The sequence below is a fragment of the Peribacillus sp. TH14 genome (assembly GCF_016651145.1).
Taxonomy (GTDB): Bacteria; Bacillota; Bacilli; order Bacillales; family DSM-1321; genus Peribacillus; species Peribacillus butanolivorans.
The window spans coordinates 2226354-2242976 of sequence record NZ_JAEKEK010000001.1 but is presented as its reverse complement, the minus strand read 5'-3'; the positions used below and the strand labels follow the sequence as shown (position 1 = coordinate 2242976).

The 16623-nt window shown below is 39.6% G+C and carries 16 protein-coding genes and 1 pseudogene; 4 read left to right on the top strand and 13 right to left on the bottom strand.

Going from position 1 to position 16623, the window contains the following annotated elements; genetic code table 11:
• The first annotated feature begins 33 nt into the window (after nt 1-33).
• The 3 genes from ureG to JFU50_RS10890 all read left to right on the top strand — a co-directional run bounded on the left by ureG (nt 34) and on the right by JFU50_RS10890 (nt 2219).
• Nucleotides 34-645, top strand: coding sequence for an urease accessory protein UreG (gene ureG, locus JFU50_RS10900; protein WP_056524172.1), 612 nt, complete (start codon nt 34-36; stop codon nt 643-645).
• A gap of 1 nt (nt 646) precedes the next feature.
• The gene (locus JFU50_RS10895; protein ID WP_056524169.1) at nt 647-1471 is read left to right on the top strand and encodes an urease accessory protein UreD; all 825 of its coding nucleotides are present in this window, start codon (nt 647-649) and stop codon (nt 1469-1471) included.
• A gap of 268 nt (nt 1472-1739) precedes the next feature.
• The gene (locus JFU50_RS10890; protein ID WP_201222591.1) at nt 1740-2219 is read left to right on the top strand and encodes a hypothetical protein; all 480 of its coding nucleotides are present in this window, start codon (nt 1740-1742) and stop codon (nt 2217-2219) included.
• Between the two features lie 76 nt (nt 2220-2295).
• On the opposite strand, the gene JFU50_RS10885 is transcribed toward JFU50_RS10890, so the two are convergent.
• The 13 genes and pseudogenes from JFU50_RS10885 to JFU50_RS10825 all read right to left on the bottom strand — a co-directional run bounded on the left by JFU50_RS10885 (nt 2296) and on the right by JFU50_RS10825 (nt 15743).
• Complete coding sequence (locus JFU50_RS10885; RefSeq protein ID WP_201222589.1) at nt 2296-2901, bottom strand: ABC transporter ATP-binding protein; 606 nt, start codon at nt 2899-2901, stop codon at nt 2296-2298.
• Complete coding sequence (locus JFU50_RS10880) at nt 2891-3811, bottom strand: ABC transporter ATP-binding protein (RefSeq protein ID WP_201222587.1); 921 nt, start codon at nt 3809-3811, stop codon at nt 2891-2893. Before JFU50_RS10880 ends, JFU50_RS10885 begins: the two co-directional genes overlap by 11 nt.
• A 38-nt stretch (nt 3812-3849) precedes the next feature.
• Nucleotides 3850-4717: pseudogene (locus tag JFU50_RS10875) on the bottom strand (ABC transporter permease).
• Complete coding sequence (locus JFU50_RS10870; protein WP_201222585.1) at nt 4689-5657, bottom strand: ABC transporter permease; 969 nt, start codon at nt 5655-5657, stop codon at nt 4689-4691. The pseudogene JFU50_RS10875 and the gene JFU50_RS10870 overlap by 29 nt, the downstream one beginning before the upstream one ends.
• A gap of 59 nt (nt 5658-5716) precedes the next feature.
• The gene (locus JFU50_RS10865) at nt 5717-7336 is read right to left on the bottom strand and encodes an ABC transporter substrate-binding protein (RefSeq protein ID WP_201187502.1); all 1620 of its coding nucleotides are present in this window, start codon (nt 7334-7336) and stop codon (nt 5717-5719) included.
• Between the two features lie 836 nt (nt 7337-8172).
• Entirely contained in the window at nt 8173-8778 is a 606-nt protein-coding gene (locus tag JFU50_RS10860) for a thymidine kinase (RefSeq protein WP_053348459.1), read from the bottom strand.
• 138 nt (nt 8779-8916) lie between these two features.
• A complete protein-coding gene (gene rpmE, locus JFU50_RS10855; RefSeq protein ID WP_053348458.1) occupies nt 8917-9117 on the bottom strand; it encodes a 50S ribosomal protein L31 in 201 nt (66 codons plus the stop codon).
• Nucleotides 9118-9266: 149 nt separating this feature from the next.
• Nucleotides 9267-10556 carry a transcription termination factor Rho gene (gene rho / locus JFU50_RS10850; RefSeq protein WP_053348457.1) on the bottom strand — a complete coding sequence of 430 codons (1290 nt, stop codon included), beginning with the start codon at nt 10554-10556 and terminating at the stop codon, nt 9267-9269.
• Nucleotides 10557-10883: 327 nt separating this feature from the next.
• On the bottom strand, nt 10884-11846 hold the full coding sequence (glpX, locus tag JFU50_RS10845; protein WP_053348456.1) for a class II fructose-bisphosphatase: 963 nt from the start codon (nt 11844-11846) through the stop codon (nt 10884-10886).
• 98 nt (nt 11847-11944) lie between these two features.
• Nucleotides 11945-13228, bottom strand: coding sequence for a UDP-N-acetylglucosamine 1-carboxyvinyltransferase (locus JFU50_RS10840; RefSeq protein WP_056524149.1), 1284 nt, complete (start codon nt 13226-13228; stop codon nt 11945-11947).
• Nucleotides 13229-13439: 211 nt separating this feature from the next.
• On the bottom strand, nt 13440-14090 hold the full coding sequence (gene fsa / locus JFU50_RS10835; protein ID WP_053348454.1) for a fructose-6-phosphate aldolase: 651 nt from the start codon (nt 14088-14090) through the stop codon (nt 13440-13442).
• Between the two features lie 177 nt (nt 14091-14267).
• Entirely contained in the window at nt 14268-15125 is an 858-nt protein-coding gene (locus tag JFU50_RS10830) for a class II fructose-bisphosphate aldolase (RefSeq protein WP_201187504.1), read from the bottom strand.
• 246 nt (nt 15126-15371) lie between these two features.
• A complete protein-coding gene (locus JFU50_RS10825; RefSeq protein WP_053348452.1) occupies nt 15372-15743 on the bottom strand; it encodes a response regulator in 372 nt (123 codons plus the stop codon).
• Nucleotides 15744-16055: 312 nt separating this feature from the next.
• On the opposite strand from JFU50_RS10825, the gene JFU50_RS10820 reads away from it, so the two are divergent.
• Entirely contained in the window at nt 16056-16586 is a 531-nt protein-coding gene (locus tag JFU50_RS10820; protein ID WP_201222584.1) for a DUF2529 domain-containing protein, read from the top strand.
• The last annotated feature ends 37 nt before the right edge of the window (nt 16587-16623 follow it).

The window sequence follows — 16623 nt, the reverse complement described above, 5'->3', positions numbered from 1 at the left end:
TTTTTTGAAAGAATCAGTAAAGGAAGTGTTTTAATGGAACCAATAAGAATCGGTGTTGGAGGACCTGTTGGAGCAGGTAAAACAATGCTTGTAGAAAAATTGACACGCCATCTCGAAAATGAAATAAAAATGGCAGTTGTCACAAACGATATTTACACAAAAGAAGACGCTAAATTTTTAATACAAAATGGTGTTCTTCCAGAGGATCGGATCATTGGTGTGGAAACAGGCGGCTGTCCTCACACCGCCATTCGCGAAGATGCTTCCATGAACTTCGCTGCTATCGATGAGTTAATCGAGCGTCACCCGGACGTTGAACTTATTTTTGTTGAAAGTGGCGGAGACAATCTTGCAGCTACTTTCAGCCCTGAACTAGTTGACTTTTCTATTTATATTATTGATGTTGCCCAAGGGGAAAAAATCCCCCGCAAAGGCGGACAAGGTATGATTAAATCTGATTTGTTCATCATTAATAAAACGGACCTTGCTCCATATGTCGGTGCCAGCCTTGAAGTAATGGCAAAGGACACAAAAGTATTCCGTGGTGACAAACCATTCGTTTTTACAAATTTAAAAAATGATGATGGCCTTCCTGAAGTAATCGACTGGATTAAGCAGCATGCTTTATTAAAAGGTTTAGATTAATATGACAGATTGGACTGGCACTTTATCTCTGGACCTAGAAGAACGGAAAGGGAAAACCGTCGCAAAAAGGGTGTATTTTCAAGGTGCACTCAAAGTTATGCGACCGATCTATTTTGATGATTCAGGTCAGGTCTGCTATTACCTTCTAAATCCCGGCGGCGGCTATTTAGACGGCGATCGATACAAGATGGAGATATCAGCCGATGAAGGCTCTAAAGTTACTTTAACTACCCAATCTGCGACAAAAGTATATAAAACGCCGAAAGGCTATGCCTATCAGGAAACCCAAATTCACTTGCAAAAAGGCAGTTATTTAGAATACCTTCCAGATCCGCTAATTGCTTATGAAAATGCTCATTACAAGCAAAAAAATGTAGTCCATATGGAAAGTGGAGCAACGTTTATTTACACAGATATTCTCACACCTGGCTGGTCCCCGGAGGGTAAAAAGTTTAGCTATAATACCATTCAATTAGTTACTGAGGTTTATCTGAATGGTAAACTTGGTGTGTTTGACCATATCAAATTAATGCCAGAACAACAAACACTATCGGGTCTAGGTTTCATGGAAGGCTATACTCACCTAGGCTCTATGATTGCGGTCAGCGAATATACGAATAATTCTCTTCTCGATGAATTGTATGAAGTGATTCAAATAGAAGAATCGAGTTTTAAATTTGGAATTTCAAAGCTAGCCGTGCCAGGCTTTAGCATACGAATCCTAGCCAACTCTACCCAAGTCATTGAACGAATATTGGATCAGTGCCAAAAGATCATCAGCGAGAAGTGGAATAATCGTACACCAAGCTTTTTACGGAAATATTAATACATTCATCGGAGGCTGCTCCTTTAAAAGGCACAGCCAGATGAGCCATTGTATATTGTATTTATTTTGAGTTCCTAAATTCACATTTCGCTGTGCTATTAAAGACCGTTTTCCCATGAACTGCGCCCTTTAAATGACAGTCTTAAATAAAGACCTATATATAGGCAATTAATAGATTACTCCGGTATTTTACCGATCTTGTAACTCAATATTTACGATAATCCAGGAAAAATATTTAAGTAGAAACTTTCATGAGAGGGGATACAGTATGCCTGAAGATAAGAATGCAAAACCCGAACTTGAAGATTTTGAGGTAGAAACAGTGTTTGAGAACCGTGTTCACGAGCGACACGCATTCACTTTTAAGGTCCAAGGAGAGGAATTCAAGGGGCATTTTCATGAGGATGAAATTCATTGGCTCCACCCTCACCCAAAACAAAAGATTGGTGAAAGTAAAGTGGACATTATTGAAACTACCATACATTCATTAATGCGACACTATGGAATTTCAAAAGAGATTAAAGACCTTGAATTAAAACCAGCATTTGAAGACCGGGTACATGAACGCCGACAATTTTCTTTGCAAGTGCAGGGAGAGGAATTCAAAGGCTTTGTTCATGAAGGAGAAATTCAATGGTTCCATCCTCAGCCAAAGCAAAAGCTTGAAGAGGATCTGGTTGAGGCAATTGAATCAGAAATCCACGAAAAAGTAGCGGAACAAGAAAATAATAGTAAAGAGAATGATTAGAAATAGATAATATAAGAAAGGAGGTCTCTGTTAAAGAGATCTCCTTTTCTACTGTCATTCAATTAATTTCTTTATCTCAACTAAAATCATTAAAATCAATCACACGTTGACAAAGTCTATGCATAAGCTTAGATTCATGAGTTACAACTACTATTCCCATCTTTCTCTTTTTAGCAATTTCAATGACAGCATGCCAGATTTGAGCCTGTGTGATTGCATCGAGCATTGTTGTCATTTCGTCTGCAATTAGAAATCGAGTATTGGGTCCTAATGCACGGGCAACACAAAATCGTTGTAGCTCTCCTCCGGATAGTTCGTTAGGCCATCGTTCTAGCCACTCCCGATCAATTCCCAGTAATTCTAACACCTCTTTATTGGGTTTCCATCCTTCATTAAGAATCTTGTGCATCTTCCATCGTGGATTAATTGCTTTTTCTGGATGCTGAAAGATCAATTGAACAGGATGATATCCTTTCTTTGGCAATGGAGCACTATTAAAGGTCACAGTTCCCTCAATTGGTGTCTCAAAACCCGCTAAAATCCGGCAAAAAGTTGTTTTCCCACATCCACTTGGACCAGTGATGCCAACGATTTCCCCTGGCTCTAGCGTTAAATTGACTCCTTGAAACAGCCATGGTCCATTTCCATATCGAAATCCGATGTCTTTTGCTTCAAGTTGCATGAATACACCTCACCATTCCCCCCCTAAGTTTTCGCATTTCAGGTTGTACTTGTCGGCATTCAGGTGTTGCCATTTCGCAACGTGGTGCAAACAAACATCCCGCTGGTAATGAACTTGGATGAGGTTGCGAACCTGGAATTGGAATAAAATCATTTTGAGGTAATGCTCTCCACAAAGCCTTACTATAAGGATGCCGTATTTCCTCACCGTGACCTTTAAAGTTCTTCACTGGAGCTATCTCTACTGTAGTTCCTGCATAAAATACGGCAATTTTATCTGCAATATTAAGGGCCGATTCAATATCATGAGTTATCAGCATCACCGCACAACCATTGTCGGCAACCTCTCTAAAATTATTTAGCGCTTCCTTTATTACATCGGGGTCGAGCCCTGGAGTAGGCTCATCCGCAATAATCACCTTTGCTCCGCTTACCATAGCAGTGGATAGAAGCGTCCTCCTGGCCATACCTCCAGAAAGTTGAAATGGATACATTTTCTCAACCTCTTGCCTTAAGTGATAGCGCTCAAAAACCTCTCGTTGAACCGATACAGCATCCCCATTTTTTACAGAAGTACGGACTTGACTTCCAACACGCATGAGTGGGTCCAGAAAGTTTACCGATTGTGGTACAAGAGCAATTTCCTTACCTCTTAATACAGTTTGCCGATCAGGGGTGAGTTCCTCTCCCGCATATTTAATTACTCCACTTATACTTGCATTTCTCGGCAGTATTCCTAGAATGGCATGTGCGAGCAGACTTTTTCCCGATCCACTCGCTCCAACAACAGCAAGAATCTCACCTGCCTCAAGAGTAACATTTAAACTTGATATAACTTTATGAGTTTTCTGTTTAAGTCCAGTATATTGCTTAAAAGATACTGATAAATTTTCCACTTCAAGAATAGGCATTTGTTAACTCCTCTTAATATTGAACGTAGCATATCTGATTAATCTTGAGCCCTATTAGGATCTATGAGCATCCGGATATTCTCTCCAATCTGATCAAACGTTCTAACGATAATCAGCAAACAAAGCCCTGGAAAAAAGGCAAGCCACCACATACCTGAAGATAAGTACTTCATCGATTCTGATAGAATAATTCCAATTGCCGGCTCGTGTGGCGACAATCCTAAACCTAAAAATGTAACTGCCGCCTCATGTAAAATAACATGAGGAAACAGTAACATAAAACCAATTAAGAGTTGTGGAGCTATATGTGGAAGAATATGATGCAAAGCAATCCACCATTGGGATTTCCCCATTTTCTGTGAAACCTGAACATATTCCGCTGAACGGACTTGCATAACCTCTGCCCTGATGACTCGAGCAAGACTTGGCCAATGTGTTAAAGTTAATCCAATTACAATTCCTTTAAATCCTCCCCCTAATGTAAAAGCGATAAGAATAAGAGTTACGAGATGTGGTACACTCAGAAAAAGGTCGATGAGCCATGAAATAAGACGATCTACCATTTTCCCCATTGTTGCTGCTGCCATACCCAAGAAAAGAGCAATTGACGCACTTCCAATTGCTCCAATCAATCCAACTCCTATACTTAAAGAAAGTCCCATTACCGTTCTTGTAAACATATCTCTACCTAACCAATCGGTACCAAAGAGATGGTCTAGGGATGGAGGAGCATTTCGATCATTAAGATTTGTTACAATTCTCCCCTCATCAATTAAAACACCTCCTAATATAACAATTACTAAAAAAATAATTGAAATTAGGATTATAAAAAGCGTCCAGTCGCTTTCGATTCGAAGGAAGTTGTTTATGATTATCTTTATTTTTTAATTTGAGGCTTGAAATCATATCTTCTCCCCTCCCTCATTCTCGGATCTAATAAACGATAGCTCAAATCAGCCAGTAAATTTCCTACAAAAACAAATATTGTACTAAATATAACTAATCCCAATAAAAGGGGAACGTCTCCCCTTAGCCCCGCTTCTACCGTAGCCTGTCCTAAACCGGGATATGAAAAAACTTGCTCAGCCAGCACTGCTCCACCAAACAATTCACTAAAAGCCGCAAATTGCAAGGTAATCGCTGGCAAAGCAACATTACGTAATCCATGTCTCCAAAACAAGACAAAACCTTGTTCACCTCTCGCCCTAGCGAATAAGACATAATTACTAGCAAGAACATCAATCAGCTTCTGGCGCGTATGTAGTGCCACATTAGCGACCCCAACTATACTAAGTGTGATCGCTGGCAGAATAAGATGATTGATTCGATCCACCATTGTGACATTTTCCGCAAGGACCCCAGCTGGAACCCCCATTCCAATTGGAAACCATTTTAGCCAAACGGCAAAAACGATAAGAATAAGGAGCCCCATCCAGAAGGTAGGAGTTGAAGCTAGTGTGAAACAGTACCATTTTATTATTCGATCAACCCAAGTCCCCTTTTTCATTGCCGCTACAACACCCATGGCAAATCCAATCATACCTGATAATACCCAAGCTGATATCATGAGCGCTAGGGAATTTAAGAATCGTTCACCAATTATGTCAATTACCGGGCGGCGAAATATCATTGAAATTCCTAAATCACCTGTTAGCAAAGCAGAGCCCCAATTCAAGAACTGCACCATAACTGGTTGGTCAACTCCCCAATATTCAGCTATCTTCTCCCGTTGCTCAGGTCCTACCTTCAACATATCTGCACCGATGTAGGCTTGAATTGGATCAATCGGAGAGTTTTTTATTAATAGAAAAGAAATTAAACAAATGGCAAATAATAATGTGACCATTCTTAAACCTTTCAACAATAAAAATAATCCAAGCTTTCCACCTATATATTTACGCACAGTTACTTAGTCCATTTCCATTCAACTATATTATCTGTTGCAGGCCAACCATGACCATGAACATGGATTCTTTGTTCTCCGATATCAAGTCCATCTTTCACTAAATATAAATGATCAATATTCACTAACCAGGCCCATGGAGCGTCGCCATTCGCACTTAAACCTGTTGTTCCATCCCATTGCGCTTTTTTCCAAAACTCAATTGCTTCTGTTTCACTTGTAGCGCGAAGAGCCTTTTCAAAATAATCATCTACCGTTTTGTTTTGATAAAAACCAGTATTATAATAGTCTACCCCTGCAAATTCACTACTATAAATGTTATACATCTCATGAGGGTCATGGCTTCCCCAACCTAAAAGGACAGCATTCGAATACATTTTCTTTTCAATAATATCCCAGCTTCCACCTTCTAATTTAATATGAATTCCTAGTGGCTCGATCATATCGGCCACAGAAATGGCAAGAGATTGTCTTATTGCATCACTCGCTAAGTAATAAAGAGTGAACTCCGCTTTCAAAGAGTCTTTCTCAAGAATCCCATCTCCATCTGTATCCTTCCACCCGGCTTCTTTCAAAAGTTTTCGCGCACCGTCCAAATCAGCATCTTTAATGACTGTATCTGGGTTCCACCAAGGAAGGCCATCCACTGAAGTATAGGCTGGAGTCCCGCGTCCTTCTAAGACTCCATCCACAAGTGCTTTTCGGTCTACTCCAATATTTATCGCATGACGAATAGCTGGATCGGCTGTTACATCGTTACCAATTGGTAAACCATCTTCAGTAAAATCCCCTGACTTTATAAATGGGAAGACGATTCCCCGATTATCTACGGTTTTTACTGATTCCAGTCTCATTCCAGGTACTTCCTGGTTACTAAACGCAGCTGGTATATAGGCAAGATCAACCTTTCCCGCTTGTGCAGCAGCAAATGACGCATCCTCGTTTAAGAATAAAAAGGTTATCTTTTTAAAATACGACTTTTTGTCATAGTATTCAGGATTAGCCTTTATAATAAGCTGTTGCCCCTTGTCCCATTGAACGAGCTGATAAGGCCCTGAACCTATAGGGTTTTCAGCATAGTCTGCTCCATATGCATGTTTTGGGACAATTCCCGTTCCTACTAAAGAATTAACAAATGTTGATTGAGGTTCTTTTAATGTGAATTTTACTGTGTAATCATCCATTGCCTCTACTTTATCCATACCATTAAGATCAACAACTGACCCATTTTTAGTAGCTGTTTCAAATGTAAAGACTACATCATCAGCGGTTAATGGTTGACCGTCTGAAAATTTCACATCCTTACGCAAGATTACAGTCCAAACCTTGCCATCTTCATTGACTTTATAACTGGTTGCAATATCATTTACAATGTTTAACTTGTTATCTCTTTTTAGTAGAGTACTCTGGAATAGCGGTGAACCATAACGTCCCCATCCAGTCGTTGGATCAAAACCTGCTTCAGGCTCAGATCCAAAAGCCATCACAAGTTCGTCCTTTTTCTTCTGAATACCCTCACCATTTGCATCACCAGATTGATCGAGTTGTTGATTACAACCCCCTAACATAAAAGATGAAACTAATGTAGCTAATACTATAATTCCAAACAATTTCTTTTTCATTTGTCACACCCCATAAATTAATATCTTTCTAATAAAGGTTAAATACTTAACCCGCCTGTAAAATTAGGTGAATTTCACGGGTGCATACCTCACCCGATTTACAGGAATAAACAACTAATTGGTACACAAAAAATACATTATTCAATTAATTCAGATACGTATAAGGCAAATGTCCATAGCATCTTTCTGGCAGGTGTTGTTACAGGAGGTATTACAAATCATGACTACGATGAAGATAAACAATTTCGCGGAATAAAAATTGTGGAAACTAAACTACATAAAATAGCATAAGACGAGAATAGGCACCTGCTGATTCGGTGTCTATTCTCGTCTATCCCTTATCTAAATAGTTTATTTGATAATAAACAGCTTTATTATCTACTGAAGGACTCACTTTGCAAGAGATATTAGAAAAGAATTTTTTCCATACAACAACAACAATAGTAAACGACTTTTGTGTCAAGTATACGATTTTTTCTATAATTAAACAACTCTATTATTAGCATAAAATCAAGTTTGATAAAACTCTAAATCAAGAATTTAAAAGCAATTGAATGCGGTAACGTATAGGACTGAATAGTTTTGAGTAGGCGAGAGGGGGAATAGAAAAATGAAGAGACTTATACAGGTCTAATGATTGATCCATGAAAGGGACACACAGGGCTAAATAAGTAACAACAAAGGATACCCTCTTGAATTTGATATCAATAAAACACAAGGTTTTGCCACTCTAACACTCAAGGTAATAGCAGTTTTCCCTTAGGCTCTTTTTTAGCTGAACTTCTGTAATTAATAAAAGTGCCCTAAGATCTCTTTGGATCTTAAGGCACCATGATTTAAATATGTTCTTTAATCCCTGCCGTCTGCTTGCCTGGGACTTCGTGGTGATGGCGGCAACGGGGCTCGTATGATTCCGATGCGCCTACAAGGATGATCGGCTCATCATAGGAGGCCGGTGCACCATTAATCAATCGTTGTGTCCTGCTCGCAGGTGATCCGCACACTTCACACACAGCCTGTAGCTTTGTTACTGATTCCGCTAGCGACAATAAAGCAGGCATAGGACCGAATGGTTCACCTCTGAAATCTTGATCGAGTCCTGCCATAATCACTCGATAACCGCTGTCCGCAAGATGCTGGGCAACCCCGACAATTTCATGATCAAAAAATTGCACTTCATCTATTGCAATGATATCTAAGGGCTTGTCTAAATACTTAAAAATATCTGTTGAATGGGCAATAGGTTTTGCCATCACAGAGGACCCATTGTGTGATACGACAGCCTCTTCCGCATAGCGATTATCTATAGCAGGTTTAAAAACAGCTATTTGCTCTTTAGCAAATTGAGCACGGCTGACTCGTTTAATCAATTCCTCAGATTTACCTGAAAACATGCTTCCGCAAATAAGCTCGATCCAGCCTGTTTGTTTCATTACATACATGGAAACAGCTACTCCCTTCCACCTGTCAATCCCTTGGCCATAATGGAATTAGACCCGGCTTTATATAAATTCAAACTTGTTTACAGAAAAGAAAAAACAGGCAAGAAAAATACTTGCCTGTTTTTTGAAAAGTCCGGCTTATTTAATACCGTATTTTTTGTTGAAACGATCAACACGTCCGCCAGCTTCAGCGAATTTTTGACGACCAGTATAGAATGGGTGGCATTCTGAACAAGTCTCAACTTTGATCTCTTCTTTAACTGAACCAGTTTCAAAAGTGTTTCCGCAAGAGCAAGATACTTTTGAAAGTTTATAATTTGGATGAATTCCAGTTTTCATTCTTTTCAGCTCCTTCTGCCCTGAATCATTCGAAACAGAGTTATATACTTCAAGGTGTGGGAAAAGTACCCTCACATTTATTGTAAAAACACATGAACTCATTATAGCAACTTAAGAGTAGTTGTGCAACAGTTTGTTTCTTTCCCTGTTTACGAACGTTTTGCGTTTGCTGGTCCCTTTTTCATTTCTAACATCTCTTCATCCAACTTACTGAAAAATTCTTCATTTCCTTTTGTCTGTTTTAAACGGCGAAGGAATTTTTCGGCAAAATCAGGTGAATCAGACATTGTTTTCCGAATTGCCCAAAGTTTATCCAAACGATCTTTCGGAATTAACAGTTCTTCTTTACGAGTACCAGAGCGACGAATATCAATCGCTGGGAAAATACGTCTTTCTGCAAGGGCCCGATCTAAATGAAGCTCCATATTACCTGTACCTTTAAACTCTTCATAAATGACGTCGTCCATTCGGGAACCTGTATCTACCAAAGCTGTAGCAAGAATCGTCAAGCTACCACCCTCTTCGATATTTCTAGCTGCACCGAAAAAACGTTTTGGCCGGTGAAATGCAGCCGGGTCAATCCCTCCGGATAGTGTACGACCGCTTGGCGGAATGACAAGGTTGTATGCACGTGCCAGACGAGTAATACTGTCCATTAAAATAATAACATCACGTTTATGTTCAACTAGGCGCATTGCCCGTTCTAACACTAGTTCTGCCACTTTGATATGGTTCTCCGGCACTTCATCGAACGTCGAACTAACCACGTCCCCAGCCACGGAACGTTCAATGTCTGTTACTTCTTCCGGACGTTCATCAATAAGCAATACAATCAATTCCGATTCCGGATGATTCGTGGTTATGGCATTAGCAATTTCTTTGATTAACATCGTTTTACCAGCCTTTGGCGGTGCAACAATCAAACCACGCTGTCCAAAACCAACAGGTGCTAAGACATCCATAATTCTCGTTGATAAATTCTTCGGTGTTGTTTCCAGTTTAATTTGTCTGTTTGGATACAGCGGTGTTAAGCCTGGGAAATGAACACGCTCTTTAGCGGACTCTGGGTTATCTCCATTGACAGCTTCAACATGCAGCAATCCATAATAACGCTCGTTTTCTTTTGGCGGCCTAACCTTACCGGAAACCTTATCACCGTTACGCAAATCAAATCTGCGGATCTGCGAAGCAGAAATATAGATATCCTCCGAGCTTGGAGAATAGTTAATTGGACGTAAGAAACCAAAGCCCTCTGAAGGGATAATCTCTAAAACGCCTTCCATGAACAGAAGACCATCTTGCTCAGCTTGTGCCTTTAAGATTGCGAAAATAAGTTCCTTTTTTGACAGTTTGCTGTAATAGGAAACTTTATATTCACGCGCGTGCTCATAGAGGTCCTTTAGTTTCATGTTTTCTAAATTGGAAATAGTTAAATTCATTATGACACCACACTTTTATTAATTAAACGTTTTCACCCATACTGAAAAAGAAATGGTTTGTTAAATGGAAGAAAAACCGCAATCCATGTACCCGACCAGAGTTTTCTTAGAAAGGATGATACATTTTTACATGTAAAGAAGAAAATTATTTGAAGGCTTCTTGAAGTTTGGAGTGAAAGGGCAGATTATATATATTCAAATCAATTATTAGTAGACCAAGCTTTATTTTACTTTTTTTATTTTAATTATTCAACTTAAATTTTTTTATAGAGAAAGCGAGCGATGAAACCGCTCGCTTTCTCTCGGTAATTTTTTATGAAAATAGTCTCAGTCAATTAAGCCATTCGGTTTAATTTTTAGACTATGTCTTCCATCAATGAAACGAACGGTACCTGATTTAGCACGCATGACTACGGATTGTGTTTCACCGTAATGGCCTTTAAATTGAACACCACGTAAAAGTTCTCCATCCGTCACACCTGTTGCAGCAAAAATTGCATCATCTCCACGAACCAGATCTTCCATTCTCAAGACTTTCCCTAACTCAAGACCCATTTTCCCACAGCGAGCCACTTCTTCTTCACTTTGAGGAAGAAGCTTACCTTGAATTTCTCCTCCGAGGCATTTCAAAGCCACAGCTGCAATAACTCCCTCTGGAGCTCCGCCTGATCCGAATAATATGTCAACACCAGTTAAGTCGAATGCCGTATTAATGGCACCAGCAACATCTCCATCGTTGATTAACTTAATCCGGGCACCTGCCTCACGAAGTTCATGAATGATCTTCGAATGACGATCGCGGTTTAATACCGTTGCGACTACGTCTTGAATATCTTTATTTTTTGCTTTGGCTACCGCTTTCAGGTTGTCCAGTACTGATGCATTGATATCAATCTGTCCAACTGCCTCAGGACCAACTGCTATTTTGTCCATATACATATCCGGAGCATGAAGCAGATTCCCTTTATCTGCAATCGCCAAGACTGCTAAAGCATTCCAACCTCCTGATGCAACGATATTCGTTCCTTCTAAAGGATCAACCGCAACATCCACTAATGGCCCAAGCCCAGTACCAAGCTTCTCACCAATATAAAGCATTGGAGCTTCATCCATTTCCCCTTCACCGATTACAACTGTACCTTGCATAGGAATTGTATTGAAAACATCCCGCATTGCAGTTGTTGCTGCATCATCTGCTTCGTCTTTCTTTCCTCTTCCCATCCAACGTGCAGAAGATAGCGCCGCCGCCTCTGTCACGCGAACAAGCTCCATCGATAAACTTCTTTCCATTCTTGGTTCCCCCTCAATGTGCACTAGCATGCTTTATTTATATATTAGTATAACACATTACTTTATATATGTAACACAATGAGGCAGCAAGAAACGGATCAGCTTTTAAGCTGCTCCACTTCTTCTTCCGTCATTTCTTCACGCCAAATCGTTGCTCCCAAACCTGAAAGTTTCTCTACAAGATGACTGTATCCACGATCTATATGCTCAAGCCCGGTCACTTCAGTAATCCCTTCTGCCATTAAGCCGGCAATTACTAAAGCTGCTCCGGCACGTAAATCACTTGCCTTTACTTTTGCACCGTGAAGTTGAACCGGACCATTAATAATTGCGGCTCTGCCTTCGACTTTAATCTTTGCATTCATGCGCCGCAGTTCATCTATGTGCTTAAAGCGGGCCCCGTAAATCGTATCGGTCACCATGCTAGAACCACTTGCTTTTGTTAGAAGAGACGTGAAGGGCTGCTGAAGATCTGTTGGAAACCCAGGGTAAACTAACGTCTTGATATCAACCGCTTTATATTTCTCACCTGGAGAAACAAAGATTTGATCATCACCAGCCTCAATATTTATGCCCATTTCCCGCATTTTGGCCGTTAACGACTCTAAATGCTGGGGAATGACATTATCAATCAAGATGCCTTCGCCGACTGCTGCGGCTAAAATCATGAAAGTTCCAGCTTCTATCCGATCAGGTATGATCGTATGTCTGCAACCATGCAAACTGTCCACACCATCAATACGGATAATATCCGTTCCAGCACCCTTGATTTTTGCTCCCATATTGGTCAACAACGTGGCAACATCAATGATCTCCGGTTCTTTCGCTGCATTTTCAATAACTGTCCTTCCTTTAGCCAAAACGGCAGCAAGCATAATATTAATCGTTGCCCCGACGCTCACGACATCCAAATAGATACGTGCGCCTCGTAGCTCATCTGCCCTTAAGTAAATAGCACCTTGTTCATTCGTCACTTGTGCGCCAAGTGCTTCAAAACCTTTTATATGCTGATCTATTGGTCGAGGACCTAAATGGCAACCTCCAGGCAGGCCAATCACAGCCTTTTTAAACTTCCCTAGCATCGCGCCCATTAAATAATAAGAGGCACGTAATTTCTTCACTCTTCCGTTAGGCAGAGGCATTGAAATCATCCTGCTGGGGTCTACTGTCATTTCTCCATCATTAAAGGCAACATCGCCGCCAATTTCCTCCATTAACTCTTTCAGCATCTCAACATCTGAGATATCAGGCAAGCCTTCTATCGTTACAGGAGAGTCCGCTAAAATTGTTGCAGGAATCAAGGCGACCGCACTATTTTTTGCACCGCTGACACGAATGCTTCCCTTTAGAGGATAGCCACCGGCAATTTTAAGTTTTTCCATAATATACTCCCTTCCACGCTAAGCACTTAGAAGCTACTTCCAAAAAGTAATATTTTACCACAAGAAAATTGCATAATCCGACAACATTTACTATCTAGTTTCTTAGTTTACACAAAAATAGAAAAGTCATGTAAAAAAATGATAAAAATTTCTAATTTTGTTTATTTCCATTTTACCGGTGCAATTTATAGCGACTTAGCGGCAAGGTAAATTATGCTTCTGTACGAGAATTCCAATCCTTCAAGAAAGCTTCAATCCCTTTATCTGTTAATGGGTGATGGAATAATTGCATTAAGACTTTATAAGGAATCGTTGCAATATGGGCTCCTTTAAGAGCAGCTTCTGTAATATGCATCGGGTGACGAATTGAAGCTGCGATAATTTCAGCATTGATATCATGAATTGCAAAAATATCAGCAATATCAGAGATTAAATCCAGGCCATTTTGACCGATATCATCTAAGCGTCCTAAAAATGGAGAAACATAAGTTGCTCCTGCCCTAGCAGCTAATAATGCCTGGTTGGCACTAAAAATAAGGGTAACATTTGTTTTGACTCCTTGTTTTGTTAAAGCCGCAACAGCCTTCAATCCGTCTGGAGTCATTGGTACTTTAATGGTGATATTAGGGGCAATAGCAATAAGTTCTTGAGCTTCAGCCATCATTCCCTCAAAATCAAGCGCAATGACTTCTGCAGAAACAGATTCCTTTACAAGGCTTGTAATTTCTTTTAAACGGTCATGGAAAGATACACCTTTTTCTCTTGCAACAAGAGACGGGTTAGTCGTAACTCCTGCTAATACGCCAAGTTCGTGCGCTTGTTTGATTTCTTCCATGTTTGCTGTATCAATAAAGAATTTCATAAGTTTTCCTCCGTATGTAATCTTTTTTTTTTGCTGTATATGCATCTGAATTCTAATTGTTCAAAAAACAAAGTGCGATTTTTGGCCGCACGTATAAATAGATACCATCAAAGGGGAAGAGTGCCCCTCCGATGGATATTCTAAATTTAAAAATGATAAAACCTAATGGCTATAGAATTACGCTTTACCGTTTGAACCAAATTCCCTTATCTTTCCGATGACAGTCTCTTTAATCGCTTCACGGCCAGGTCCCAAGAATTTACGAGGATCGTAAACTTCTGAGTTGCTATTTAGAACCTCACGTACAGCTTTTGTGAAAACAATCTGATTTTCAGTATTGACATTGATTTTTGATGTTCCAAAAGAGATCGCTTTTTGGATATCTTTCGTAGGAATACCTGTACCGCCATGGAGTACTAGAGGTTTGTGTGTTAAATCCCGTACCTCTTCCATTTCTTTATAGCCTAGGTTAGGTTCTCCTTTATATGGACCATGAACAGATCCCAATGCTGGTGCAAAGCAGTCAACATTCGTTTCTTTAACTAGCTGTTCGCACTCTTGAGGGTCTGCATATACGACTCCATCAGCGATTATATCGTCTTCTTGTCCACCAACAGTGCCCACTTCTGCCTCAACGGAAACATTGCGTGCGTGAGCATATTCAACAACTTTCTTCGTCGTCTCAATATTTTCTTCAATTGGGTGATGTGAAGCATCGATCATTACAGACGTAAATCCTGCCTCGATAGCTTCTTTACATTTATCAAAGCTTGAACCATGGTCAAGATGAATTGCCACAGGTACTGTGATTTTCATGTCTTCCAATAAACCTTGAACCATCATAACTGTCGTTTTGAAACCACCCATATGACGGGCAGCCCCTTCAGAAACACCAAGAATGACTGGAGATTTTTCTTCTTCTGCAGCAGCTAGAATAGCTTGTGTCCATTCCAGATTATTAATATTAAATTGACCTACTGCATATTTTTCATCAAGAGCTTTATTCAGCATATCTTTCATAGAAACTAAAGGCATTTGATTTCCTCCTACTAGTGAATGTTTATTATTTAAAGTTAATTCTATCTAGATATTCCCTAAAACCTTTGGAACATACACTTATAAATCGGAATATCTCTCCTCTTTTAGCATATCAATACATGAAAAAAACAGCAACAAATTCACTATATCAAGTCTCAAATTTATTCCAAAAAAACACGGCCAATCTTTTAAAAGATAGCCGTGGCATTCTTTAATTTATAATAATATTAATCATAAAGACTGTTAACTTGATTGAATTGGCAAGTATTCACGCACAGCTTTTCTAATATCATCAATGTCAAACGGCTTGGCAAAGTGAGTCATGGCTCCTAAGTCTTTTGCTTCTTGAATCATATCAAGTTCACCATAAGCGGTCATAATAATGACCCGAATGTCTGGATCAACTACCTTCATCCGCTTCAAAATCTCAATTCCATCCATTCCTGGAATCTTCATATCCAGTAATACAAGATCAGGTGAATGATTATTTAACACTTCTAAGGCTTGAATGCCATTCGCTGCTTGAAATGTATCATACCCTTCTTTATGTAAAACCTCGTTCAATAAAATACGAATCCCAAATTGATCATCAACAATTAATATTTTCCCTGACATTTTTTCACCTCACCTCTTCCCAATTTATTATTATAAAAAATGTATCTGCCTGACTAAATTACCTGCCAAAGGGTAGTTCGTTAGATTGCCGTCAAATTACATAGATGTCAATGCTTCTATTTTATCACTGATTTCTATGTTCATATTCGATAATTGTAACAAAATTCCTGCCATATGGCTAAAAGGATTTATATTTTTTTGTTTTTTCAATCGATTATGTAAATTCGTCTTTTCAGCCTTAAGCCCCGAAACCTGTCAATGCAGGGGAAAGTCCTTTATAATAGGGGTACTATTTTTAAAGGAGTTTCTAGCATGTTAAAAATTTTTTCGACGCAGATAAGTGGTTTATTTAATAAAATGATGGAAAAGGAAGCCTTCGAAATGGAGGATGCAGGACGCTTGTTAGCTCAGGCTGCGGTTGGAGACGGATCTGTTTTTGTACACGGGTTCGGCGAAATGCAAGGAGTGGCAGCTGAAGCGTTGGAAGGGGCGGAACCCTTTCCTAAAGCAAAAAGATACGAAGATGGCGCGGCTATTTCCCGAGAAGATCGGTTTCTTTTATTCAGCCGTCATTCAGACGATTCAGAAGCCGTAAAGCTGGCTAAACAGCTTCAGAAGGAGGATATACCATTTGTTGCGGTTTCAACAGCTGTTCCATCAGAAGAAGAATCGCTTTTGGAGCTTGCTGATGTACATATAGATTTACGAATTCAACGAGGCTTAATCCCCGATGAAACAGGAAATCGATATGGATATCCAACCCTCATCGTCGCTCTTTTTGCTTATTATGGAATTAAATTCACCCTTGTAGAAATTATTCAAGAATATGAAAATGAAGATTAATTCTTCAATAAAAAAAACAGCCACATGGGCTGTTTTT

Excerpts from the sequence above, each read along its gene's own strand:
- JFU50_RS10840 (WP_056524149.1), bottom strand. The coding sequence starts at position 13,228 with ATGGAAAAACTTAAAATTGCCGGTGGCTATCCTCTAAAGGGAAGCATT.
- JFU50_RS10860 (WP_053348459.1), bottom strand. The coding sequence starts at position 8,778 with ATGTATGTAATGAAACAAACAGGCTGGATCGAGCTTATTTGCGGAAGC.
- JFU50_RS10820 (WP_201222584.1), top strand. The coding sequence starts at position 16,056 with ATGTTAAAAATTTTTTCGACGCAGATAAGTGGTTTATTTAATAAAATG.
- JFU50_RS10880 (WP_201222587.1), bottom strand. The coding sequence starts at position 3,811 with ATGCCTATTCTTGAAGTGGAAAATTTATCAGTATCTTTTAAGCAATAT.
- glpX (WP_053348456.1), bottom strand. The coding sequence starts at position 11,846 with ATGGAAAGAAGTTTATCGATGGAGCTTGTTCGCGTGACAGAGGCGGCG.
- JFU50_RS10895 (WP_056524169.1), top strand. The coding sequence starts at position 647 with ATGACAGATTGGACTGGCACTTTATCTCTGGACCTAGAAGAACGGAAA.
- JFU50_RS10825 (WP_053348452.1), bottom strand. The coding sequence starts at position 15,743 with ATGTCAGGGAAAATATTAATTGTTGATGATCAATTTGGGATTCGTATT.
- ureG (WP_056524172.1), top strand. The coding sequence starts at position 34 with ATGGAACCAATAAGAATCGGTGTTGGAGGACCTGTTGGAGCAGGTAAA.
- JFU50_RS10870 (WP_201222585.1), bottom strand. The coding sequence starts at position 5,657 with ATGGTCACATTATTATTTGCCATTTGTTTAATTTCTTTTCTATTAATA.
- rho (WP_053348457.1), bottom strand. The coding sequence starts at position 10,556 with ATGAATTTAACTATTTCCAATTTAGAAAACATGAAACTAAAGGACCTC.
- JFU50_RS10830 (WP_201187504.1), bottom strand. The coding sequence starts at position 15,125 with ATGCCTTTAGTTTCTATGAAAGATATGCTGAATAAAGCTCTTGATGAA.
- JFU50_RS10865 (WP_201187502.1), bottom strand. The coding sequence starts at position 7,336 with ATGAAAAAGAAATTGTTTGGAATTATAGTATTAGCTACATTAGTTTCA.
- rpmE (WP_053348458.1), bottom strand. The coding sequence starts at position 9,117 with ATGAAAACTGGAATTCATCCAAATTATAAACTTTCAAAAGTATCTTGC.
- JFU50_RS10890 (WP_201222591.1), top strand. The coding sequence starts at position 1,740 with ATGCCTGAAGATAAGAATGCAAAACCCGAACTTGAAGATTTTGAGGTA.
- fsa (WP_053348454.1), bottom strand. The coding sequence starts at position 14,090 with ATGAAATTCTTTATTGATACAGCAAACATGGAAGAAATCAAACAAGCG.
- JFU50_RS10885 (WP_201222589.1), bottom strand. The coding sequence starts at position 2,901 with ATGCAACTTGAAGCAAAAGACATCGGATTTCGATATGGAAATGGACCA.